The organism is Moorena sp. SIO3B2 (genome assembly GCF_010692525.1).
Taxonomy (GTDB): domain Bacteria; phylum Cyanobacteriota; class Cyanobacteriia; order Cyanobacteriales; family Coleofasciculaceae; genus Moorena; species Moorena producens.
Genome location: NZ_JAAHHE010000094.1, coordinates 1 through 23,534, shown reverse-complemented (window position 1 = coordinate 23,534; position 23,534 = coordinate 1). Strand labels below are relative to the sequence as shown.

The following is a 23,534-nucleotide window of genomic DNA, read 5'->3' as shown; positions in this document are numbered from 1 at the left end:
AAGTTTTTTGATACTGAATTTTGCCCCCCTGACCCCCCAACTTTGGGGGGAACAAGAGTCAATTTGCTTCTAAAAGTCCCCCAGAATTGGGGGACCAACGGGGGCTTGGATGTAGCAAATGAGACTTCTCAGACAACCTCTTAGACGAAAACCCGTGAATCTTGGGGATAACTAAAGTAAATTACCCGGTTTTAGCAAACCATGTAGCTACTTTCCAAACACCTTATTAGAAGAGATAGAGTATTTTACTGCATCTACCACATTAGCGGTTGGGATGCAATCTTAACCTAAGTACTAACCTGATGAAAAATCACTTATCTAACTTGGAAGTGGTTAGAAACTTCAAGCCTCGTAAGCTTGGTTTAGCAATAACCACTTTCGCTGCCCTAGGATTTTCCATGTCTGTGCCTGCTGCTGCAGGAGAATTTCGCACTATTAACGGATTTGGCAACAACCCCAATGACCCGACATTGGGTGAAGCCGAAACACCACTACTTCGGCTCACGGAGCCTGATTACGAAGATGGCTTCAACGCACCAAGAATAACCGATCCGGCTGGCAATCTTCTGCCTAACGCCCGTGACATTAGCAATACCATTGTCCGCCAGACTGAATTCGTGCCTAATTTCCTCAACGCCAGCGACTGGATCTGGCAGTGGGGGCAGTTCATTGATCACGACTTGGATCTCAATGAGGGAGAGGCAGCTCCTCCACCAGAGGATTTCACCCCTATCCCAATTAATCCCTTTGACATTACCACTGGTCTTCCAGATCCACTCGCCCCATCTATACCCTTTGTTAGGGTTCCTGCAGCTGAAGGGACTGGCACTGACCTTGGCAATCCGCGCCAGCAGATCAACCAGCTGACTTCTTTTATTGATGGTTCACAGGTCTACGGATCTGATCAAGAGCGGGCGGAATTTTTGCGTACTAATGATGGTACTGGAAAGCTCAAGAGCCAGATTATCAATGATGAAGAGCTACTGCCTTTCAACACTGGCGGATTGCCTAATGCCAACACTGACCGCTCTGGAGCATTAGCACCAGAAGAGTTGTTCATCGGTGGCGATGTTCGTGTCAACGAACAGATTGGGTTAACCGCAGCTCACACCTTGTTCGTGCGGGAGCACAATCGCCTGGCTGAAACACTTGCTGAAAAAATTGACGCTGGTGACCCGGTTCTTTTGGAGAAGTTAGAAGAGTCAGGACTTGATAAAGGCGACTTTATCTACGAATCAGCCCGTAAGGTGGTCGGCGCTGAGATTCAGGTAATCACATACAATGAATTCCTACCGCTGTTCATTGGCGATAGCCTTTTGGAGGATTACTCTGGCTACGATTCCAGCGTTGACCCACGTGTCAGCGTGGAATTTGCCAATGGTACCTTCCGCGTTGGCCACACTTTTCTGTCCCCAGAGATTCAGCGCATTAACAATGACGGTACTTCCCCCGGAGGGGTATCCCTTTCCGATGCCTTCTTCACTCCCCAACAGGTGATTGATAACGGCGTCGATTCACTGTTTTTCGGTTTAGCTTCCCAGGTGGCTCAAGAGTTTGACAATCAGATAGTGGACGACGTGCGGAATTTCCTTGCCTCGATTCCCACCGGTGGATTTGACCTTGCTACACTAAATATTGAGCGGGCAAGGGAATCTGGCGTTACCGGTTACAATCAGGCTCGTGTGGAACTCGGTCTAGATCCAGTCACTGCCTTCTTGACCACCGATACCGAACTGGGCATTACTTCTGACCCAGAACTAGCAGCTCTATTTGAACAAATCTACGGCTCTGTAGATCAGGTGGATTTCTGGATTGGAGGAATATCTGAGGACTCGGTCAACGGTGGATTGGTCGGTGAACTATTCAATACGGTGATCTCAGACCAGTTCAGGCGGGCACGGGATGGTGACCGGTTCTTTTTCCTCAACGATCTCGATCATCTGCTGGCCTTGGCTCCAGATCTAGAAAGCACTCGCCTCTCGGACATTATTCGTCGGAACTCAACGATTAGCAACATCCAGGATAATGCTTTTGTTGTCCCAGAAGATGTGCCGGAACCTAGCAGCATCCTTGGCTTAGTTACACTTCTAGGTTTAGCAGCTATAGCGCAGCGCTATAACTTTCCACCAAAGCCATAACCCTGTACAATAATTCCATGGGTTCTATCGGTTTATATAAGTAATCATCCACTACCTCCATCATCTCTTGTTGCTCTACCTTTGGCACAGTCGGAATCGTTAAAGCCAGAATTTTTACCCCACCGGTTGTGGAGGATTGACGCAGCCATTGAGTCATTTCGTAACCCTCCCTAGTCGGTAACTGCCAATCGATAATTATAGTTTGGGGCTTAAGCAAAGCAATTTGTTTGATGGCAGTGGAAGCATCGATCAACCAAATTACTTTATAGCCTGCTGCGGTCAAAATCTCGCAAATTAGGGTAGCAATCTCTTCTTGGTTTTCCACTAAGGCCACAGTGCCTTGAGCTTTGAGAGTTAGGTTGGACTTTGGCAGGGCTTTTTCTGAAGTAGCTGGTGTCATGGGTTGAGTGGGCAACCAAACTGTAAAGCAAGACCCCTCTCCCACTACCGATTCCACCTCAATGTTGCCCCTATGGAGTTCGATCAGCTGTTTGGTTAAGGCTAACCCCAAGCCAGTTCCTTCATACTTGCGACGGTAGGGGGTTTCTAGCTGCTGAAACTTTTGAAACAGTAATGGTAACTGGTCTTGGGGAATACCAATGCCTGTATCTTCCACTTGGAACACTACTAAGTGGTTTTCTGGCCAGACCCGTAGGATTACTTTACCCCCCTCTGGGGTAAATTTAATCCCATTGCTTAAAAGGTTAAACAAAATCTGTTTAACCCGCCGTTGGTCTGCACAAAAACAGTCCCTTTCTGGTGGCACTCGCCAATCTAGCTGTAGAGTCACCTGCTGTTGGTAGGCTTGTTCGTTTAGGCTACTCAACAGCTGATTAGCTAGCTTACTTAAGGAAAATTTGCTGATAGTCAGGACTAACTTTCCTGCCTCAACCTGAGACAAATCCAGAATATCGTTGATCAGTTCTAGTAGGTGTTGCCCATTGTCCTGGATGCTTTTTAAATAGCGCTGTTGCTTTTCCACAGGTAATCTCTGGGAACTGTCCTGACCAAAACACCAGCGCAAGAGTGTCGCTGCCATCCCAATTACGCAGGTCAGAGGGGTGCGCAATTCATGACTCATGGTAGCTAGAAACTCACTCTTAGCAAGATTGGCTGCTTGAGCAGCTTGCAAAGCATCCCGAAGTGCTTGGGTGCGCTCAATTACCCGTTGTTCAAGGGTGTTGTTTTGCTGCTGCACTTGGGAGTATAACTTCGCTTGATAGATCGCAACGGCTAGGTGTTCACCAATTGCCTGGAGAAAGTTTTTTTCACTGTCCTGCCATCGCCTTGGCTCGAAACACTGATGGGCAATTAGTAGCCCCCACAGGTTGTTTTCGACAATAATTGGTGCGACTAACTTGGCTCGTACTTGATGTCGATGCAACAGTTTAAGTAAGCAATTATGGGTATTATAGGTTCGATCAACATCATCAACAGCAACCGTTGACCCTCGCTGATATTTATGTGTACAGTTCGGTACATGGGTTAAGCATTCCTCCTGCTCAATCACATTTAGCACTGATGGGATACCATCAGAGGCTTTAGCTTCGTAGGTAATACAACCCCAGCCTAGTTCAGTGGCAGCAGCAGGTGCTGGCTCTAGTGCTGTGGGACTAGAGCTGTAAGGAAAGTCAAATTGATAGATTACTAATCGGTCTACCTCTAGGAAGTGTCGTACCCGTTCAACTGCTGTGGTCAGGATCAGGGGTAACTCTTGGCTTTGACGGATTTGACTGGTCACCTGATTGAGCAATCGCTCTTGCTCAACCTGCTGGTGCAGTGCTTCTGCTACGGGTTGACAAATGGACCCATAGGGATAAGCTGGCTCTACTAATGGTGGAACATCGGTGTTGTAGTTATGCGTGTTGTAGTCACACAGAATATCAATTAATGATAGGGTAAATTCGCTCTGGATAGCTGGATTATTGGGTTTGAGGGAGGCTAGAGCCCTCTTGATTAGGTTGAGAATATCCTCAGAGGTTTCAAATTTTGATGGTGAGGTTAGGTAGGAGTCTTTGAGATGGGTAAGAAAGTTTGCGATCGCATCCGGAGCGAAGGTCAATCCCACTTGGTACAGTCTGATCAGAGAGTCATACCCAGTTACGGTCTCCGGTTGTGCTTCCCCCCACAGTAGACAACTGAACTGTTCTGATCCGATCAGGGTAAACCTCTGGCTCTGAGCCTCAGTAATCACCCTCTGATTTACCAACAGATCCGACTTTAGGAGTATTGCCTCTTCGCCCAAAGTTGACTTCATATCGTCTAATCGCTGATCCAGACGCTCGAACACAGCCCAGGGCAAAATTCTGAGGAATTTTGAATTACTAAATAATTTGGTAGGTGGAATTAACGATAACACCTGCTGCTTGGTCGGCTAACTTGCCTGAATGGTGTGGATAGTAGCTTCTTTGATAGTAGTTTATTTTTGTCCACCTGCTGATAAGTATTCTCCTATTTTACCACATTCTAGCTTGGCGTGCATTGTGCTACGTGTGCTACGTGTTGTACGTGTTTTAAGCGTGGTAAGTGTGGTAACCAGGCGCGGGGAGAGGGGATAAGTAGTTGGTTTGGTGGATTAATAACGCATCAAACTAAATTGCGATGCTCCTTGGCCTTTGGGCCACGCTACGCGAAGGTCGCCGCTACGCGAAGGCACTAGCTTTTTAGGAAGGTTTAACATCAGGAATAAGGAGTAAAAATGGCATAGCATAGATAAATCAATCAGATTAACAGTGATCAGACATGAAATCCAGAAGAAAGATTAACTCAAGTAGAGAACTTGTTAGAAACAGCAGCACGATACATTAATCGGCACTCTCAGACCATTGACCTAAGGTCACGCTACGCGAACGAGCAAAATCAAGCAGACATCACTCAATTACGAGTTTCTCTGAATGAGACCTTAAGATTGTTTTCCGAGTTGGCCACCTATCAACGTCAAAGTCAAGAGGAGATTATTCAAAATCAAGAGGAGATTCGTCAAAGTCAAGAAGAGATTATTCAAAATCAACAAGAAATACGACGGATTTGGGAATATTTATTAAATCAAAGCGGTAATGGACGCTCAGGGAATTAAATCTCTAGGGTTTTACCACTGCTTGGGTGCGTTATTAACCGATATTGAACTCAGGTGTAACCTTGATTTGGATTTTGGCTGGTTCATTCTGCATCAATCCCATCCCACAGCTGTGAAACAGGAAGTGTATTCCCTGTCATGGCTTCTTGCCATCCTTGACGAAAGCTTTCTTCTGCCGTATTCTGTGTAACACTCTCACGAAACAGACGAACTATCTGCAACAAATTGGGTAAGTATTCTTGGGGAGTTTGCTGTATTTCCTCAATAACTTGTTCCAGTATTTCTGTGGTAGTAGCGTTATCAGCTACAAAATTTTTGTCTGTCATTATCCTACCTTAAAGTTAGCAACACTTTGATTACTATAGCAGTTCTCAATTGGGTTAGGTACTTTCGTAATCGACAGTAGGGAGTAGGGATTAGGGATAATAGTGTGGGGAGAGGCGGGAGAGAGGAGATAGAATAATTAGTTGTTAGGGTGGGTTAATAACACACCAAATTTAAACGCGATGTTCCGTTCGCGAACGCACTAAATTTTTAGTAAAAATTGACTTCAGTAATAAGGATAAAAAAAAGAATATAATATATAAATATATCAAATCAAAAGTGATCAGACATGACACCATAAGAAAGATTAACTCAAGTAGAGAACTTGTTAGAGACAGCAGCAAGATACATTAATCGCCATAGTCAGACTATAGAGCAAAATCAAGCAGAAATTACTCAATTAAGAGTTTCTCTCAATGAGACCTTAAAATTGTTTTCCGATTTAGCAACCTATCAACGTCAAAGTCAAGAAGAGATTATTCAAAATCAAGAGGAGATTCGTCAAAGTCAAGCAGATATTCGTCAAAATCAACAGGAAATACGACGGATTTGGGAATATTTATTAAATCAAAGCGGTAATGGACGCTCCGGGAATTAAACCTGTAGAGGTTTGGGAGTGTAGACAGAAAATTGATGGATAAAGGGCACCATCCCCCTGTCGTGATCAGAAAACGTGAATTTTTTTGCATTCGATAGGAATAGTGTGATCATCTAGATAGAATTTAGACTGACAAAGTCAAAAATGTGCTGGCTACTCGACCTGGGTAGCCGGAAAAAGTCAATCAGGGAATCTCCATCTCATTTCTTTGTTGACGTTCGAGTGGAAACCTCGATGATAAACAATAGCTGTTCTGTGCTTGATTCCCTTTGCAATCTACAAGCAAATCCAAACCAAGGAAACCAAACTGGTGCTACTAGTCAAGGGATTGTAGTGATTTCTCCCCTAGATGACCTTGAAACTGGTGAAGATTTGGCTACTACTGGTGATTTGGACATCACCGATGGCCCGATTAACATCGATTTTGATGACATTGATTTTGATGACATTGACCAAGTGTTTGATGTCGAAATTCAGCCTCAAGATCCAAAAACGGCGACTATCACCAAGATTGAAATTAGTAGTAATCGATGCTCCTTGGCCTTTGGGCCACGCTACGCGAAGGTCGCCGCTACGCGAACAGTAGACTCAGATGACCCTCTAGTCAAGGTCAGTAGCAGGGCGACGGCTACTAACAGGATTAGTCGCAATCCCTTGGGCGACTCTGTTGGCGGTATAGTCATCGTCAGCAGTACCAGCATGGCTACCAGCACCATTAGTGACAATACCTCAGCGGATTTAAGCGATCGCGTAGCGTGGCCAAAGGCCAATCGCATTTTCAGTATCCATGGCACAGCCATGGTTTCCAGCACCATGAGTACCCCTAACACCAATAATCATCAGATTAGTGGTGCCGCCAGTTTCAGCATTGGTGACGACAACCAGATTAGTAATCCGGATGGTGTTACCGATGGACCTGACAGTCTGCTGGAGGATATCGTTGGTACTATTACCAATCCCATTGATTCCCTACTTGATTCCTTCCTGACTCCATCTGTGTTCACTCCATCCCTGTTGACTTCATCTCTAGGTTTTCCTAGTTCTGGGATTGATCTTGACCAGAGTCGTTCGCGCAGCGTCGGGCTTTGACCGAATCACTGATTTGATCAATTTGTGGGCATCACTCCTAATATTGGTGCCTCTGTAGCTCAACCCGAAAGAGGACTTGACCTCTTCAAGGACTAAAAATAATTTCGACCTTTGCCCTAGTAATCAGTCGTAAGTATTCAGCTATCAGCTATCAGCTGTCAGCTTATGGGCTACGCGCACGGTACGGAAATGGCTGACGGCTGACGGCTGACGGCTGAATGCTTACTATCAGTCAATATAGTGTTGAGGCTTAGGTGTTAGGTGTTAGGAGTTAAGTGTTAGGTATTAGGTGTTAGTTAGTAGTTAACGCCTAATACCTAGTGCTTAGAGTCTAATCGAGAAAAATACAGTTCAACCTAAGCTATCAGCTATCAGCGTGTCGCGTATCAGCGTGTCCCGTATCAGCTATCAGTTTTGAGCCTATGGCCACGCTACACCGAACAGTTTATGCCCATAGCGCACGCTACACCAAACAGCTTTTGAATAAAATAAGCTGACCGCTGAATGCTTAGAGGTCAAGTTTCTCTAAAATACTGGGTTAGGTTGTTGAGCGCCTCTGTAGCACTTTCAATCGCTGAAGATAATTCTTCAATGCGGTCAGAGTGAGCTTTACCTTCAATTTCTTTTTTCAGCAGTTCCTGTAATTTCAGAATCAATTCTTTTTGGTAGCTGACTGAATGGGTAAAATCTGTGGATTCCATCATCGGACTTAACTGAATTGCCTTACCTGATACCTGTTCGCGTAGCGTGCGCGTAGCGCATTAGCACCTCAATTAGCTTGCGCCTAGCGCATTAGCTGACCATTGAATTCGAGTTTACCGAACTCAATTGTGTTTAGTTTACCGTAATTTAGATCAAAGTTAACTATAGCAGTTCTAAATAGTTCATGAAACCCAAGGCTACATTGCTTTCTCCTAACCAAAAAAAATCCTCATATCTCTTTATTACTATTCCCTATTCCCTTTTGCCTGTTTCCGATTCCCGATTCCCGATTCCCGATTCCCGATTCCCGATTGAACACTTATTCATAACGGCAATCCCTATAAAATTAGTGATAAAAACCGAATTTTCATAGCTAATTTCAAGTCCTACCATAATAATCAAAGGCCAGAAAACAAGGCTAAATCAATTAAGCAATTACAACTTGGAGGAAAAGCTATGACTCTAGTTCGTTGGAACCCCTGGAAAGACATCAACACCCTACAACGGGAAATTGACCAGCTATTTGACCATAGTTTTGTGCCTACTACTTTGCGAGAGTTTGGTCATTTCAAAAATGTTCCAGCTGCTGAAATTACCCAAACTGAAGATGCTATTACTCTGAAATTAGAAGTTCCAGGAATGGAAGCCAAAGACTTGAATGTAGAAGTCACAGATACTGTTGTTTCTATCAGTGGAGAACGTAAAGAAGAAACCAATACTGACGAAAAAGGCGTCAAGCGGTCTGAATTCCGTTATGGTAAATTCCAGCGGGTAATTCCTTTACCAGTTCGGATTCAAAATACCAAAGTTGAGGCTGAGTACAAAGACGGTATCTTAAATCTGACCTTGCCTAAAGCGGAAGAGGAAAAAAACAAAGTTGTCAAGGTTAACTTGAACTAACTCCCTGGTTAGCTCAGTGGCTGGCTAACTAGACTTGGGACAATCAGTTAGCTACTTGAGTTTAGTAAGCATTCAGCTATCAGCTATCAGCGTATCGCGTATCAGCTAATAGACTACCTGAGGTGCTATCAGCCATTCGCGTAGCGTGGCCTTTGGCCAAGGCTTGTGACCAGGCTACGCGAATGGCTGACGGCTGAGGGCTGAATGCTTACGCAGTTTAGACTAAATCGTGACCTCAAAAAGCGATCGCTACCTCAACAAGCGATCGCTTTTTGTTTACATATACCAGTTCTCAATGGGGTGGCGACAAAATTATCCCATCATTAAGCAACGCCATCACTGGAGTCAATCGGATATTTTTCTGTAACTTATCCGGATCACTCAACTCGGCTGAGAAATAGAAAAATAGTAGATGCACCTTGATAGCCATCCCCCTGCAATCAAAGCGGGGGGTTTTCTAATTATAACCATGAAACCGATGAAACCCATACTCAAATCTGCCGCAACTTCCCTAATCTTAATGATTGCTATGGTTCTATGTGCTAGCCCTGCCTCTGCTCAACCTGAAGGATTAAAGGGTAGCTACGTCGGAATTAGTAACGATGGCAGCACAATAAGTAATGATATCCTCAATCCCTTTGAGAATTTGCTGGGAATTGGCTCAAACTCAAGCGATGAAAGGATTGGTAGCATGTATCAAGGTCGTATTGATGTGCCCAATTTACCAATTTCAGTGCGTGGTGCAGCATTTCTCTCTGGCAAAGGTCGTGCTGTCGAGCCAACAATTACCTACGATCTACCGGTTGCCAGCAATACTAACATTTACGTTGGTGGAGGCTATACCTTTGTGAACAACGAGGAGATCACCACTCCTTTAGGTAATCAAAATTCAGCCGTATTGACTGCTGGTGTAGAAGCAGCAGTCAATGACTACACCATAATCTACGGCAGTGGCAGATTAAGCCTTAGTGATGAAAACAACGATACTTCTCCGGTTAAATTCCAATTTGGTGCAGGCTATCGTTTCTGAAATCAATAGCGCTGTTGCCTGTTCCGGACAACTGCGGCGAAGTCTATTGTAGGGGCGCTTTCCTTGAGCTTTCATTTTAACCAAGGGCGAGTCACTTGTTCCAACTGACTAACATCCTCCTGACTCAAAGCCCAACCCAAAGCCCCTGCATTGTCTTGCACCTGCTGTGCGGTCTTAGCACCGGGAATCGGGATTACTCCATCTTGAGCAATCAGCCAGTTAAGGGCAACTTGAGCTGGTTTTCGCTCATACTTTTCCCCTAACTGACTCAGTAGCTTTAGCACAGGGGCAATTTTTTCTAAACCACTTTTGCTAAAGCGGGGGTCAATAGCCCTAGCTCCAGTGGGTTTGATATATTTCTCTACCGTATACTTGCCAGTGAGTAACCCTTGAGCTAAGGGACTGTAAGCGAGAATAGTCACACCTAACTGACGCGCTTTATCAAGAATACCGTTGCTCTCAATTTTCCGATGCAACAGAGAATATTGCACCTGATTCACCGCTAGGGGTATGCCACGGGCTGCTAAGTAACTGTGAGCTTCTGCCATTTGCTTAGCGGAATAGTTACTGACACCAACTGCTCCAATCCGACCACGCTTCACTTCATCAGCTAGAGCATTCATCAAGGTCTGTTGGCTGATCAAGAAACTAAAAGGCATATGTACTTGGTACAGTTCCACTTGCTCGACTTGCAAACGTTTCAAACTGTCACTCAAGGCATCAGAAACTGACTGAGCGGTAAATCGCCAGGGTAAGGGAAAATACTTAGTGGCAATCTGGGCTTTCCGTCCCAGCTGCTTCATAAACCGTCCGATCAGGGATTCGGATTCTCCTAGTCCATATACCTCAGCGGTGTCAAAAAAGGTAATTCCAGCATCCAAGGTTGCCTCGAAGGCTTCTTTTACCTGAGTAGTGCCGTAGTCACTGCCATAGTTCCAAAACAGCTTGTCTCCCCATGACCACGTCCCAATTCCCAAGGCTGTAACCATCGGACCATCCTGACCTAACTTGATCGTCTGCATGATAAAAACTCCTTATATTAACATTTCTTAATATTATTTCAGTTTATCGTGGCTTAGTCAGCTATCAGCTTGGTTGAAAGTTGAAAGTTAAAAGTTGAAAGTTGAAAGTTGAAAGTTAAAAGTTAAAAGTTGACGGTTTATAACTTAAGTTTAAACATTAACGATAAACTAGACTGAGCACTGACTCCCTGACGCATTCAGCTATTAAGAAAACTAAGCTAGGAAGAAATTGCGGCTGTTGAAGGCTTGATTTGGGAGCCTGAAAACCTTTATTGTGCTGTGGTGGTGTAATCTGGTTAGTCCTGTGTGGCGTCATTCCCAACAGCACTCTCAAACCCTTGACCAGGGGAAAGGTATGAATATAGACTCATACATCAACATTGAGCAAGAACAAATAACACGCTCCCGCGTGCTGTTTCATAGCATTCGCTTTGATTTAAATCAAGACATTCTTACAAAAATTAAACAAGCACAAGAGACTGGTCACGGCCTTGATATTTCCGGAGAGTTGCTTAGTGATTTACGCCATTTAGCTCTGCTGGATTGGGAAAACCGCCTCCAGTCTGGATTGACCTTTTCTACCTACTATCTACCAGTTGATCGAGCACAGGCACTGATGCGGAGTGTGATTGCCCTTGATGGAGAAATCCTTCACCAGATCAAGAGAGACTGTCTGGAGAATCCCGACTTTTGTTGTCAAATTGCTGACGCTCATTACTGGCTGATCACTCAAATCTTGGGTCAGCTACGCCTGAAACCATCACCCAATTTCCCTAAGCTGGCTTGGGGACTATCAGGGCTGATGATAATCCTGGTGATTGTGGCAGTGCTGGTAATTCCTGGTGTATTACAGCTAATACTTGCTCAACCCTGGAGATGGTTGATTATTATAGTGGGCATAGTCAGCTGTGGTCTACTTCTAGTAATACTACAATGGCTGCTACGTTCATGTTTAATCAGGATTGCGCCTTGGATGTTGCGTCAGCTATTGTCCGGTTTGCTCTCGGCCAAGCCTGGTCCTAAGAAAATTGCTAAACGTATTCTGGCATGGTTATTGCCTTGATTAGTGATTAGTGACGTAGGGTGCGTTAAGGGCGGGCTCATCCTCATTTTCCGCTATAGCGCCAGGGTTGGCACAGCCCGCCCTGTAACGCACCACCGGGTCAAACATCTGCCTTTTGCCTTTTGGCTGGGATTATTCGCTAAGGGCAGAATTTAACCGATAATATAAAGGTGAAGTCAGATGGAAACTATGTCAACAGAAGCGATCGCATCAGTCATCAATGTCTATTTTGCTAACATGGCAGCCATGAATCCAGGAGGCTGGGTAGAGATTTTTGCTGAAGATGCAGTGATTTATGACCCAGTGGGAAAGCCACCAATCAACGTCTCTGAGGACTCGGAGAAGTTCTTTGCACTACTGTCTAGCTTCTTTAACAGCTTTGACATCTCACAAGAGCAAATTTTTATTGCTGGCAATGGAGCAGCGGTAAAGTGGAGGATGCAGGTGTCTGCTAAGAATGGTCGTGAGGCTACTGCTGAAGGCATCAGTGTTTTTGAAATTAATGATGACGGTAAGATTCAAAAGGTTTTGTCCTACTGGAATGAAGCAGAAATGATGGGTAAACTTAAGGGTTAATTCCTAAATGGTGTTGGCTCTTCCTCCATCAGCAAATCAGCTACTTTTTCGGCAATCATTATGGTTGGGGCATTCGTGTTACCACCAACGATAGTGGGCATGATTGAGGCATCTACAACTCGTAACCCCTCTATACTATGTACCTGCAGGCGGGAGTTAACCACTGCCATTGGGTCATTCCCCATCTTGCAAGTTCCAACTGGGTGATACAATGTGCCAGCGGTATCGCGGATGTAGGCAGCAATTTCATCGAGTTGCTCGACTTGAGTTCCAGGGAAAAGTTCCTCCCCCCGAAAGGTCTCAAATGCTGACGCCTGAAGTATTTGACGACACAGCTTGATGCCAGTAAGCAAAACCTGTAAATCTGTTTGATCAGTTAGATAATTGGGCGGCAGGGTTTTAAGTAAGCAGCAGCGGTACTATGACGTTTACCGTTTTTCTGAGTTACCTGATAAAATCCTACTCCTTCTGGTTCCCGACAGTTGAAGTCCTTGGTGTTTTCCAAGCCTATTTCTGTAGCTGCTTCGACAAACACCTGAGATAGGGGGTTGGTGTAGCGCAAATTGGCGACATTGAGCGGACCATCAGTGCCATGGTATTCAGACGCTCCCCTTTCCTGGTTTTCGGCTTTCTTAAAATAGGGCAGCACCTCAGAAAAACTCCACCCCTTATTCCCTAATTCGTGCCAGTGGTCATAGTTCCAGCGGTGACCTCGAATATATATCATGGCGTTGATAGAGCTACAGCCACCTAGAACCTTGCCACGGGGCCAGAACAATTTGCGGTTGTTCAGATTGCTTTGGGGTTGTGTATAGTAACTCCAATCGTATTCAGTTCTGAATAGGGCGCGAAAGGCGATGGGGATGTGAATTGACCGCTCGCGGTCTGGCTTGCCAGCTTCCAGTAGCAATACTCTAGTGTTGGGGTTTTCCGTGAGGCGGTTAGCTTCATGCGCGCTTATGCCCCACGTCCGCACCGAACGCGCCCCGCGTCGGCTTTGCCGAAAGGTCGGCGTGGGATGAATGGCGGACAGGAACTTTGATATTTTATTTTTCGTCTATACTAAAAAACAGTAGGGTTTATCAAATTAAGAGCTAACCGCCACCTACTAACTAAAAATAGAACTTTTTTGTATTGTTCCGGCGCGGAGGGTCATCCCGTGTCGTTAATAAAGCTTGCCGAGTATCCTAACCGTTGGGTGGAGTTGGCAAGAAGCCCACACGCTCACTCGTTCGCGGAGCGGCTCTGTAAGAGCAGAGTCAGTGTGGGAGTATGTCACCAAGGACACAACCTGCTGAACCAGCACCGACAATTATATAGTTATAGAGCATCTTAGATTTAGGCTCAAATGGAACTATTGGCTGATGTGAGTAGTTAAAATTAACATTGAGTCTGTGGCAAAAGTCAATTTTTGCTTTTTGCTATGTAGCTATAGTACCTATTACTCTCACCTGTTCCAAAAAAAATAACCCCTGAGTATCTTGCTGTTAGATCACAGCTCGACCAACTAAGGGGTATCGATGGCTGAATTGCGTAAGCTATTTACTACTATCCACAGCCGCTGTATGCGATCGCGTTTTCGGAAAGTTAACCTTAGGTATAAGTTGATAGTAAGAGGAGTTGCTCAGACGTCAGGCAACTAGTATGTAGCTGGAAAACCCTTTGGAGCTGTTACACAAAAAAAATACCCCTGTCTTGCTCTTAGATCACAGACAGAGGAATTAAGGGGTATCGATGACTGAATTGCGTAAGCTATTTACTACTATCCACAGTGGCTGTATGCGTACGGGTTTTCCCAACGTTAACCAAAGAGTTAACCAATGGTATAACTTCAGCGTAAGGTTGCTCAGACATCAGACAACTAGTATGTAACCGGGAAAAGCCTTTGAGCTGTTCCAAAAAAAATACCCTCTGAGTGTCTTGCTGTTAGATCACAGCTCGACCAACTAAGGGGTATCGATGGCTGAATTGCGTAAGCTATTTACTACTATCCACAGCGGCTGTATGCGATCGCGTTTTCCCAACGTTAACCAAAGAGTTAACCAATGGTATAACTTCAGGGTAAGACGAGTTGGTCAGACCTCAGACAACTAGTATGTAGCCGGGAAAAGCTTTTGAGCTGTTACACAAAAAAAATACCCCTGTCTTGCTTTTAGATCACAGCTCGACCAACTAAGGGGTATCGATGGCTGAATTGCGTAAGCTATTTACTACTATCCACAGCGGCTGTATGCGATCGCGTTTTCCCAACGTTAATATTATAGTTAACCTTATTTATAAGTGATGCTTTAGTCGATGATGGGGATTTGGGGCAAGTAAGAATACTCAAGAAGGCCAGTGCCTGCACCGTGTGGGAGCATCAATTTGCTACACTGCTGATCACGTATTGGTATTGCCTCCAAAATCAAAACCATGACAGCTACACCACTTGCATCCATACCCCTAAGTGCGATCGCTCAAAAAACCCGTCAAGCTGCACAGAAGTTAGCCGTTCTCTCAACAAAGGCTAAAAATGAAGCTATTGAGGCAATAGCCCAAGCCTTGGAAGCTGCAGCACCGGAAATCCTAGCGGCGAATGCTGCAGACTGCCAAGCGGCTGAGGCAGATAAAATTCCCAAACCCCTTTACAATCGCCTGAAGTTGAACGAAACGAAGCTCAAGGGGGCTATTCAGGGGGTGCGAGATGTGGGCAACCTTGGTGATCCTGTGGGCAATGTCCAAATTCATCGAGAACTGGATCAAGGACTAATCCTCAAACGAGTCACTTGTTCCTTAGGAGTTTTAGGGGTTATCTTTGAAGCTCGTCCCGATGCCTTAATTCAAATTACCTCTCTTGCGATTAAATCCGGTAATGGTGTTATCCTCAAAGGCGGTAAAGAAGCAATTCGCTCCTGTGAAACCCTAGTCAAAGCAATTCATAAAGGATTATCTACCACAGCAGTTGACCCAGCAACGGTACAGTTGTTAACCACTAGAGAAGAAATCAAAGAGCTGTTACAACTAGACAACTATGTGGATTTGATTATCCCCAGAGGGTCGAATGCTTTTGTTCGGTTTGTGCAGGAGAATACTCGTATCCCAGTACTTGGTCATGCTGATGGGATTTGCCACCTCTATATTGATGCAGCAGCTGACTTGGAAAAAGCGGTAACTATCACCGTTGATGCTAAAACGCAATATCCAGCGGTTTGTAATGCGATTGAAACCCTGCTGGTGCATTCAACAATTGCTCCTCGTTTCTTGCCCCTAGCAGCAGAAGCTTTGAAAAAGCGTAATGTAGAATTACGAGGGGATGAAGCTAGCCGTGAGATTATCCCAATCTCGGTAGCAACGGATGAGGATTGGTCTACAGAATACAGTGATTTAATTCTTTCTATCAAAGTAGTAGACTCTGTAGAAGAAGCGATTAACCATATCAATACTTATGGTTCCAGACATACGGATGCAATTGTTACTGAAGACCAGGAGGTAGCAGATAGCTTCGGAAATCAAGTGGATGCCGCTAATGTTTTCCACAACTGTTCTACTCGCTTTGCCGATGGTTTCCGTTATGGTTTTGGAGCAGAAGTAGGAATTAGCACTCAACAAATGCCCCCCCGTGGTCCAGTGGGGTTAGAGGGATTGGTGACTTACAAATACAAGGTTACAGGTAATGGTCACATTGCGGCTACTTATGTTGGTGAGAATGCTAAGCCCTTTACCCATCGGGATATCTAATATTCTTCCGTAAATTTATAATGCTTACGGAAACTAACAGGTTTTAAATTCCGAAAGTATTGTCCAGTAATGCTTTCAGTATAATTATACTGGCAGGCGCTCCTAGTAAGTGCTCAAGAGCGATATTTTTGGAATTTTGCAAGAGGTCTATTAAAAAAACCTCAGCGGGTAGCTGAGGGATTAGTCACGTTGCATCTACTATTTCTTAATCCTTGATTGGTCGATCTAGATCCGGAACAATTTAGAAATGGGTAAGCCAAATCAAACTAATAGATTGGTTGAGACAAGATTAAACAAAAAAAATCCCCAGCCGATAGCTGAGGGATGAGTCAGGGTGCATCTACTATTTCTTAATCCTTGATTGCTCTGTCTTGATCCGGAATAAATTAGAAATGGGTAAGCCAAATCAAACTAATAGATTGGTTGAGATAAAATTGAACAAAAAAAATCCCCAGCGGGTAGCTGAGGGATGAGTCAGGGTGCATCTACTATTTCTTAATCCTTGATTGCTCTGTCTCGATCCGGAAGAAATTAGAAACGCGGTCGCCAAATAGAACTGATAGATTGGTTGAGACAAAATTGAACAAAAAAAATCCCCAGCGGGTAGCTGAGGGATGAGTCAGGGTGCATCTACTATTTCTTAATCCTTCATTGCTCTCTCTAGATCCGGAAGAAATTAGAACTGATAGATTGGTTGAGACAAGATTGAATAACAAAAATATCCAGCGGGATGTCAAAGGCAATGATAATCAATCGTCAATCAGAAGTCTTTGCATTTAATTTTTGCTTGGCGTCCATCCTCGTGGCGAAAGACAATTCCTTCTGCCCTGCACCCAGGGGAATACAAACTTTCTAGATCTGTTAATGCGTCTCTTAGTTCGTTGAAGGTTCTAGCAATATTCTCAAACACAGGAGCTTGTAAGTTAAACAGTACGCAAATATGTTCCTTTAGCTTTAATGGGTTACCCTGAATTTTTGGTCCCAAAGCTTCCGCACAATGTTTCCCATCCGGTACGTCAGATAGATCTGTGTTTCTCATCGCTTCAAAGATCCATTGATCAGCTGGATCGTCCGAGTTAGCATCTACATACCAACCATCTTGTATGCCAAGCTGTTTTTGTTTCTTGGTTGGATTACGCCGTTTTTCTAAATGTATACATTTGCCAGAAACCACACTTAAGCGTACATTAGTTCCATCAAGTTTTTCCGTAGCTATTCCTTCGCCAGCGATCACCCACTCGCAACCTGAGCGCACTTTGTTAATAACCTTAAAATTATCTCCCCGTTCAAAAATTGTTGGAATTTTTTTCATAACTCTGACACCAAATTTCAAGAGGGCAATTGCTACACCTCTGTTCACCTTAGACTAGACACCTTACTATGGAATCGATAACAGGATGGGTTATCCCTTTTTCTTCCGCTTACCCTGGCTGAGGGATGAGTCAGGGTGCATCTACTATGTCTTAATCCTTTATCGGTCGATCTTAATCCGGAACAATTTAGAAACCCGTTCGCGTAGCGGGGCAAAACCCATCGCATTGATCAGGAGTGCATTTCTCAAAAGTGATAGATTACTTGAGACAAAATTGAACAAAAAAAATCCCCAGCGATTAGCTGAGGGATGAGTCAGGGTGCATCTACTATTTCTTAATCCTTGATTGGTTTCTCTCGATCCGGAAGAATTTAGAAATGGGTAAGCCAAATAAAACTGATAGATTGTTTGAGACAAGATTAAACAAAAAAAATCCCCAGCGGATAGCTGAGGGATGAGTCAGGGTGCATCTACTATTTCTTAATCCTTCATTGCTCTATCTAGATCCGGAAGAATTTAGAAATGGGTAAGCCAAATAAAACTGATAGATTGTTTGAGACAAGATTAAACAAAAAAAATCCCCAGCGGATAGCTGAGGGATGAGTCAGGGTGCATCTACTATTTCTTAATCCTTCATCGGTCGATCTAGATCCGGAACAATTTAGAAATGGGTAAGCCAAATAAAACTGATAGATTGGTTGAGACAAAATTGAACAAAAAAAATCCCCAGCGGATAGCTGAGGAATCAGTCAGGGTGCATCTACTATTTCTTAATCCTTCATGGCTCTATCTAGATCCGGAAGAATTTAGAAATGCTTAGGCCAAGGAGACAGCCAAGATGGCTATTCCACATAGAACTAATAGATTGGTTGAGACAAGATTGAAAAAAAAAATCCCCAGCCGGTAGCTGAGGGATCAGTCAGGGTGCATCTACTATTTCTTATTCCTTCATTGCTCTCTCTAGATCCGGAAGAATTTAGAACTGATAGATTGGTTGAGACAAAATTGAACAAAAAAAATCCCCAGCGGGTAGCTGAGGGATTAGTCAGGGTGCATCTACTATTTCTTAATCCTTGATTGCTCTCTCTAGATCCGGAAGAAATTAGAAATGGGTAGGCCAAATCAAAAGGCAAGTTGTGAAACCGTTTGACCTTGATGTAAAAAACCTACCCCTTTCAGCCACACTTCCCTGTCTCTCCTCTGCCCCCACACATCCCACACCTCCCACAAGACCCACACTTCCCGGACGAAGTAGCTCACCCAATTTAGAACTGCTATAAACTTGGATAAGTTCTATAACGCAGAAAGCACGATGGAAAGCATTAAAGTAATCTCCCATGTGGGGTCTGATGGTATTTTACATCTGGACGTTCCAGTAGGGATAACGAACGAAGAATTAGAAGTTATGGTGGTTTTTAATCCATTAAAATCATCCTTAAAACTAGAAACACCCCAAGGCTGGATGCCTGGTTTTTTTGAGGAAGTAATTGGGGGTTGGGCGGGAGAACCGTTAGAGCGGGGGAAGCAAGAAGAGTTTGAAACCAGGGAGAGTCTATTTTGAGCTACCTTTTGGATACCAATGTTTGCATTCGGCTGTTGAACAATACCAGTCCGGCGGTGACATCTCGCCTTGCTACCGAACAACCAGAGAATATTTTTATCAGCTCCATAACCGAGATGGAGTTATATTACGGTGCTTATCGTAGTACCAAACAGTCAATAAATTTAGCACTTTTGCAACGATTTTTCAGTCAGTTTACGATTCTACCGTTAGACAGCAATCCTGCCAGAATAGCAGGACAAATCCGGGCTGATTTAGCAGCTATGGGAACACCAATCGGACCTTATGATTTACAAATCGCTGCGATCGCCCTTGCTAATAATTTAATTGTGGTTACTCATAATACGGCTGAATTTAGCAGAGTTCGTGGACTACAAATTGAAGATTGGGAGCTGGACTAGCTTTTAAGCAAATACTACTAGAGCAAGTTGAAAAATATTGGTATTAGGGTGTAAAATACCAACCCATCATTGACCTTAACCATTGTGTTGAAGCATCAACCATTAGCCCGGATCCCCTCTGCTACTACTGGCTGGAGTGACGTGATCGTATTACTATTGGGGTTGCTGGTGTTAATTCATGGCTTGAGTGGATATGGATTGTATGAACCCCACGAGGGTCACTTCGGCGGCGTTGCCCGTGAAATGCTGTTACGTGGGGATTGGATTACGCCTCATCTCAACGGTTCACCCTACCTGAATAAACCCCCATTACTTTATTGGCTGATAGCAACCAGTACGACCCTATGGGGTTCCACAGAGTACGCAGCACGGCTCCCTCTAGCCATTATCGGTTGGCTTGGTGCGATAGTTGCCTGGAAATGGGCGCGAGAACTCTGGAATCCTACCGCTGGTCGTCTAGCAGCTTTAATGCTTTGCTCGACTACTGGCTGGTTTGTGTTTACCCACCAGATTCTGATCGATGTACTCTTGGCCACCTTGCTCTTAGCTACCTATTATTGCTTGTGGCGGTTAGAGAGGGCACCTCACTGTTGGATCTACTGGTTAAGTCTGTATAGTCTTTTAGGATTGTGTGTCTTAACCAAAGGGCCAGTATTCCTAGGATTTCCCCTGATTGGTTGTTTAGCGATCGCATTTAGACAACGGAGCTGGAGACTATTCCAGCAATTGCGAATTCGGCTAGGAATAATCGTGACCTCTCTAGTAACCTTGCCATGGTTTATGGCAGTAGAACAGGCTAACCCAGGCTTTTTCCACTACTTTCTGTTCAACGAAAATCTCAAGCGGATAGCGGATACCCGATGGCCACCAGATTATGAAGTATCTAAAGTCAGTGCCATAGGCTATTTAGTTGTAACAGCAATCTGGTGCCTACCGTGGATAGTGGTACTACCCCAAGCACTCTATAGCGCTTGGCAGGACTACTGGCCAAACTACTCCCGAAACTACTTGCCAAGCTACTCACCAAACTACTCAGATAGTAGCCAACAACCCAATAGTTACCGCTACACAAACCAAAACTGCCATCCCTGCTTTGAGACCTCAGTAGGGTTATCCGATTCCTATTGGGACCCGAAGCAAGAAGGGAGGGAGCTAGGGTTTAGGGAAGCTTCCAGTGACCAGACTTTCACAAATTCCAGGTCATCAGGGATATTGCTCCTAGTCATTGCGGCAACACTGCCTATCGTCGCCTTTCTTCCCCTATCGTCTCGTTTAGTATATTACAGTATTCCTAGTATCCCACCCCTAATTATCCTATGTGCTGGTTGGTGGTCTCGTTGCCAAGACCAGAAGCAGAGACAGGGGCGAATTGCAGCAGCGGTCAGCTTCTGTAGTTTAGGTGTTATTTCCGGGTTAGTGGGGATTAGTGCTAGGCTTTGGAATCCCAATTGGGTCAGCAAATTAGCAGAATTATCCAACTATCGAGACTTCGATGGCATAATTTATGCGATCGCACTCTGGTTTAGTAGTGGTTTTCTGATTGGTGGCATTTTCCTGCTGCTGAAACGTGCCAAGTCAGCATCCGTATCTATTTTCCTCAGCTTCTTCTTCGTTTATTTGACATTTACCCATAGTTTTACCACTCTCCAAGACATCCGTTCCGCCAAAACCCTGATTCAAACCGCCAATCCTACCTTAGGACTATCCACCCTCTGGACATTTGAAGGGTCACGAGAACTAGGAGCTGCTGGTGCTATGAGCTACTACCTCAACCAAGACCATAGACTTCGTGGCAGTTGTGGGGATAGGGCACTTGGGAACAGGGAACAGCGATGCAGCGCGGTCTTGGGGAGGCAGCGCGGTCTTGGGGGTCTCCCCCATGAGCGACTGCCGTGGTTTCCCCCACTCGCGCTTTGCATCAAGACGGGAACAGGGAACAGAGCAGAAGAATTGAAGAAATACGAAGTAGTACTAAAGCCAGAGACTAAAGAAGAACCGAACAATTTCTCCTCCTCCCTGTCTTGCCCATCTTTCGATCTTCCAGCGGGTTGGGCTAAAGGCAAAGATAATACAGCCTATCGGATCGTACTCGTTCTGACAGATAGTGGCTTCAATCGTTTACCCCCTGAATTTCCAGGACCAAAACCGCAATACGGGATTACTAAACAGAAACTTCAGGAATATTGGGATAGCTCCCGTCCAGTAGTCTTTGTCACGGATTTCCTGGGCCAGCCTGGTGATAATTTAGATGATTTATCAGTATATAACAAAGCAGGAAAAGCCCCAAGAGCAGACAGTCAACACTTGTCAAATCATCCAGCAATGATGCAACACCCCGAGAGCAATCTTAACTTACCTAACCATGTTGGTGAACCCTTGCTAGTGGTTGAACCAAGGAAGCTTTATGGAAACGCTGCTGCTAGAGAAATTTGGTTGGCATCGCAGTAAGCATTCAGCTATCAGCCGTCAGCTATCAGTTATCAGCTATCAGCTATCAGCTATCAGTTATCAGCTTTCAGCTTTCAGCTTTCAGCTTTCAGCTTTCAGCTTATGGGCTACGTCACAGGCTTCTAGCCTGTGCCACAAAGCTGACGGCTGACGGCTGACCGCTGACCACTGACCGCTGACCGCTGACCGCTGAATGCTTACCTAAAAATTCACGAAAAATATCATATCAAATTCAATAACTGTCCAGGAATTTTCAATCCTCTTTGAGTTTTATCAAAGACACTAAATCGGTCTTTCCTAACTCTAGCCAGCCTGACTGTTGAGGGAGTTTTTCTATCGCCATCGTCTTAGTTGTTGATGATTCCCTAAATAATTTTTCCAGAGTTTGCTGCAGTAGAGGAAGAGTACTTAAGCCAATCAAAATAGCTACACTAAAGCTGATGATCGCATCCGCCTGAGGCCAGTTGAAAATCCCAACTGCTAAAGCAGCTATTATCGTGCCGATTGAGCTAACTACGTCCGCCAGTACGTGCAAAAACGCACCACGCAAATTGATATCTTGCTCGGTATTTTCCCCTAGCCAATAGAGGTTAATGCTGTTGATCACTACGCCAATTAACGCAGTGACTAGCATCGGCAAACTGAGGATTTCCTCAGGTGTCCCTTGCAGATGGGCGATCGCTTCTCGCCCAATCCATACAGACATAGCCACTAGACCGATACTATTGATCAGACCAGCTAAAACTTCAATTGGTTGATTGCTCATTTGCTTTCGAGACTTCGAGGAGCGTTGAGCCAGCCATGCAGCAAGCAAAGCAATACTCATTGCTACAATATCTGCCAGCATGTGAGCGGAATCAGCTTTGAGAGTTAAACTGTGGCTAACAAAGCCCACAACCATTTCGAGTAAAGCAAAGATTGTGATTAATACAATCACCCTCTTCAACCGCTGAACTTTACCCAGAGATACGCTGGTCTGGCACAAACAACCTAATCTGTTGCAATTGAGCATAGTTTCAATAACTTTGGTTAGTCAACTGGGAAAATAGTCTTGCCTCGGAAAATCGTTTCCTGCACCTCGATATCAATGATATCCATTGGCTCAACCTCCATGGTATGTTCATAAATAATAACAAAATATGAAACAAATATTGTCATAGATATTTCCCTGATTAATTTTTCTGTAGCGACCGCAATTATTTGCCTACTACAACGTGATGTTTATCTGAATTAAAACTTGTGAACACAAGTTTATTCAATGTTTTAAACACTAATTCATACTGTTGTCAAGCTCATGACGTCTTCCAACAATATGAGCCTCAAATACCATATAGCAAAACAAGTTTTTTTGTCAAGCTTTAGCTTTCTTTAAAAATTGCATTTTAAGGAATTAGATTTGAGATAGTACCAAAGTCTATAAACGCTTTAAGCTGTTCGGCATTTAAATTGGTATAATAAAAATTAATAAATAACCCAATAATAGGAAATATGCCAGCAAAAAATTATCTGACACAAGAGCAAAAAACAATACTTCAAAAAGCCTTAAAAATAGAAGAAAATGGAAATATTAGAGAACG

The 23,534-nt window shown here is 44.3% G+C and carries 21 protein-coding genes and 1 pseudogene; 15 read left to right on the top strand and 7 right to left on the bottom strand.

The features are described from left to right. The first annotated feature begins 302 nt into the window (after positions 1–302). Positions 303–2,138 (top strand): peroxidase family protein, encoded by a 1,836-nt coding sequence (locus F6K38_RS19755; RefSeq protein ID WP_287357207.1) that lies wholly within the window; start codon positions 303–305, stop codon positions 2,136–2,138. Here F6K38_RS19755 and F6K38_RS19750 read toward each other — a convergent pair. After that, positions 2,101–4,440 (bottom strand): hybrid sensor histidine kinase/response regulator, encoded by a 2,340-nt coding sequence (locus F6K38_RS19750; protein ID WP_287357205.1) that lies wholly within the window; start codon positions 4,438–4,440, stop codon positions 2,101–2,103. The genes F6K38_RS19755 and F6K38_RS19750 overlap by 38 nt on opposite strands. A gap of 477 nt (positions 4,441–4,917) precedes the next feature. Between F6K38_RS19750 and F6K38_RS19745 the strand changes: the two genes are divergently transcribed. Further along, positions 4,918–5,214 (top strand): hypothetical protein, encoded by a 297-nt coding sequence (locus tag F6K38_RS19745; protein ID WP_287265724.1) that lies wholly within the window; start codon positions 4,918–4,920, stop codon positions 5,212–5,214. Between the two features lie 83 nt (positions 5,215–5,297). On the opposite strand, the gene F6K38_RS19740 is transcribed toward F6K38_RS19745, so the two are convergent. Further along, positions 5,298–5,540: a hypothetical protein gene (locus F6K38_RS19740; protein ID WP_287265726.1), complete on the bottom strand. Its 243-nt coding sequence runs from the start codon at positions 5,538–5,540 to the stop codon at positions 5,298–5,300. 323 nt (positions 5,541–5,863) lie between these two features. On the opposite strand from F6K38_RS19740, the gene F6K38_RS19735 reads away from it, so the two are divergent. Together F6K38_RS19735 and F6K38_RS19730 are read left to right on the top strand one after the other, a co-directional pair. Continuing rightward, complete coding sequence (locus tag F6K38_RS19735; RefSeq protein WP_287357203.1) at positions 5,864–6,136, top strand: hypothetical protein; 273 nt, start codon at positions 5,864–5,866, stop codon at positions 6,134–6,136. Between the two features lie 144 nt (positions 6,137–6,280). Then, a complete protein-coding gene (locus F6K38_RS19730; RefSeq protein WP_287357201.1) occupies positions 6,281–7,225 on the top strand; it encodes a hypothetical protein in 945 nt (314 codons plus the stop codon). Between the two features lie 515 nt (positions 7,226–7,740). On the opposite strand, the gene F6K38_RS19725 is transcribed toward F6K38_RS19730, so the two are convergent. Then, positions 7,741–7,929, bottom strand: a complete 189-nt coding sequence (locus tag F6K38_RS19725) for a hypothetical protein (protein WP_008181643.1) — start codon at positions 7,927–7,929, stop codon at positions 7,741–7,743. A 182-nt stretch (positions 7,930–8,111) separates the two neighbouring features. On the opposite strand from F6K38_RS19725, the gene F6K38_RS19720 reads away from it, so the two are divergent. The 4 genes from F6K38_RS19720 to F6K38_RS19705 all read left to right on the top strand — a co-directional run bounded on the left by F6K38_RS19720 (position 8,112) and on the right by F6K38_RS19705 (position 9,857). After that, positions 8,112–8,300 (top strand): hypothetical protein, encoded by a 189-nt coding sequence (locus F6K38_RS19720; protein WP_287357199.1) that lies wholly within the window; start codon positions 8,112–8,114, stop codon positions 8,298–8,300. Positions 8,301–8,383: 83 nt separating this feature from the next. After that, on the top strand, positions 8,384–8,827 hold the full coding sequence (locus tag F6K38_RS19715; protein ID WP_008181645.1) for an Hsp20/alpha crystallin family protein: 444 nt from the start codon (positions 8,384–8,386) through the stop codon (positions 8,825–8,827). 204 nt (positions 8,828–9,031) lie between these two features. Beyond that, on the top strand, positions 9,032–9,154 hold the full coding sequence (locus F6K38_RS19710) for a hypothetical protein (RefSeq protein WP_287253988.1): 123 nt from the start codon (positions 9,032–9,034) through the stop codon (positions 9,152–9,154). Positions 9,155–9,296: 142 nt separating this feature from the next. Then, entirely contained in the window at positions 9,297–9,857 is a 561-nt protein-coding gene (locus tag F6K38_RS19705; protein WP_161603139.1) for a putative outer membrane beta-barrel protein, read from the top strand. Positions 9,858–9,928: 71 nt separating this feature from the next. Here F6K38_RS19705 and F6K38_RS19700 read toward each other — a convergent pair whose 3' ends face one another. Then, positions 9,929–10,879, bottom strand: coding sequence for an aldo/keto reductase (locus F6K38_RS19700; protein WP_008181647.1), 951 nt, complete (start codon positions 10,877–10,879; stop codon positions 9,929–9,931). A 274-nt stretch (positions 10,880–11,153) separates the two neighbouring features. On the opposite strand from F6K38_RS19700, the gene F6K38_RS19695 reads away from it, so the two are divergent. Both F6K38_RS19695 and F6K38_RS19690 read left to right on the top strand, forming a co-directional pair. Continuing rightward, positions 11,154–11,942, top strand: coding sequence for a hypothetical protein (locus F6K38_RS19695; RefSeq protein WP_287357197.1), 789 nt, complete (start codon positions 11,154–11,156; stop codon positions 11,940–11,942). A 180-nt stretch (positions 11,943–12,122) separates the two neighbouring features. Continuing rightward, positions 12,123–12,518 carry a nuclear transport factor 2 family protein gene (locus F6K38_RS19690; RefSeq protein WP_008181649.1) on the top strand — a complete coding sequence of 132 codons (396 nt, stop codon included), beginning with the start codon at positions 12,123–12,125 and terminating at the stop codon, positions 12,516–12,518. Here F6K38_RS19690 and F6K38_RS44290 read toward each other — a convergent pair. Beyond that, positions 12,515–13,494 (bottom strand): annotated as a pseudogene (locus tag F6K38_RS44290) (GMC family oxidoreductase). The gene F6K38_RS19690 and the pseudogene F6K38_RS44290 sit on opposite strands and share 4 nt — an antisense overlap. A 983-nt stretch (positions 13,495–14,477) precedes the next feature. On the opposite strand from F6K38_RS44290, the gene F6K38_RS19675 reads away from it, so the two are divergent. Both F6K38_RS19675 and F6K38_RS19670 read left to right on the top strand, forming a co-directional pair. Continuing rightward, positions 14,478–14,612, top strand: a complete 135-nt coding sequence (locus F6K38_RS19675; RefSeq protein WP_287255788.1) for a hypothetical protein — start codon at positions 14,478–14,480, stop codon at positions 14,610–14,612. 318 nt (positions 14,613–14,930) lie between these two features. Further along, positions 14,931–16,235 (top strand): glutamate-5-semialdehyde dehydrogenase, encoded by a 1,305-nt coding sequence (locus tag F6K38_RS19670; RefSeq protein ID WP_008181659.1) that lies wholly within the window; start codon positions 14,931–14,933, stop codon positions 16,233–16,235. Positions 16,236–16,995: 760 nt separating this feature from the next. On the opposite strand, the gene F6K38_RS19665 is transcribed toward F6K38_RS19670, so the two are convergent. Next, on the bottom strand, positions 16,996–17,547 hold the full coding sequence (locus tag F6K38_RS19665; protein WP_008181664.1) for an RNA ligase family protein: 552 nt from the start codon (positions 17,545–17,547) through the stop codon (positions 16,996–16,998). Positions 17,548–18,859: 1,312 nt separating this feature from the next. Between F6K38_RS19665 and F6K38_RS19660 the strand changes: the two genes are divergently transcribed. From F6K38_RS19660 to F6K38_RS19650, 3 genes are all read left to right on the top strand, one after another. Next, positions 18,860–19,108 carry a hypothetical protein gene (locus F6K38_RS19660; protein ID WP_044492511.1) on the top strand — a complete coding sequence of 83 codons (249 nt, stop codon included), beginning with the start codon at positions 18,860–18,862 and terminating at the stop codon, positions 19,106–19,108. Next, entirely contained in the window at positions 19,105–19,509 is a 405-nt protein-coding gene (gene vapC, locus F6K38_RS19655) for a type II toxin-antitoxin system tRNA(fMet)-specific endonuclease VapC (RefSeq protein ID WP_008181669.1), read from the top strand. Before F6K38_RS19660 ends, vapC begins: the two co-directional genes overlap by 4 nt. Positions 19,510–19,578: 69 nt before the next feature. Then, complete coding sequence (locus F6K38_RS19650; protein WP_287357196.1) at positions 19,579–21,957, top strand: ArnT family glycosyltransferase; 2,379 nt, start codon at positions 19,579–19,581, stop codon at positions 21,955–21,957. Positions 21,958–22,210: 253 nt separating this feature from the next. Here the strand turns inward: F6K38_RS19650 and F6K38_RS19645 are convergent, their stop codons facing one another. Then, positions 22,211–22,969, bottom strand: coding sequence for a cation diffusion facilitator family transporter (locus tag F6K38_RS19645; protein WP_008181676.1), 759 nt, complete (start codon positions 22,967–22,969; stop codon positions 22,211–22,213). Positions 22,970–23,534: the final 565 nt, after the last annotated feature.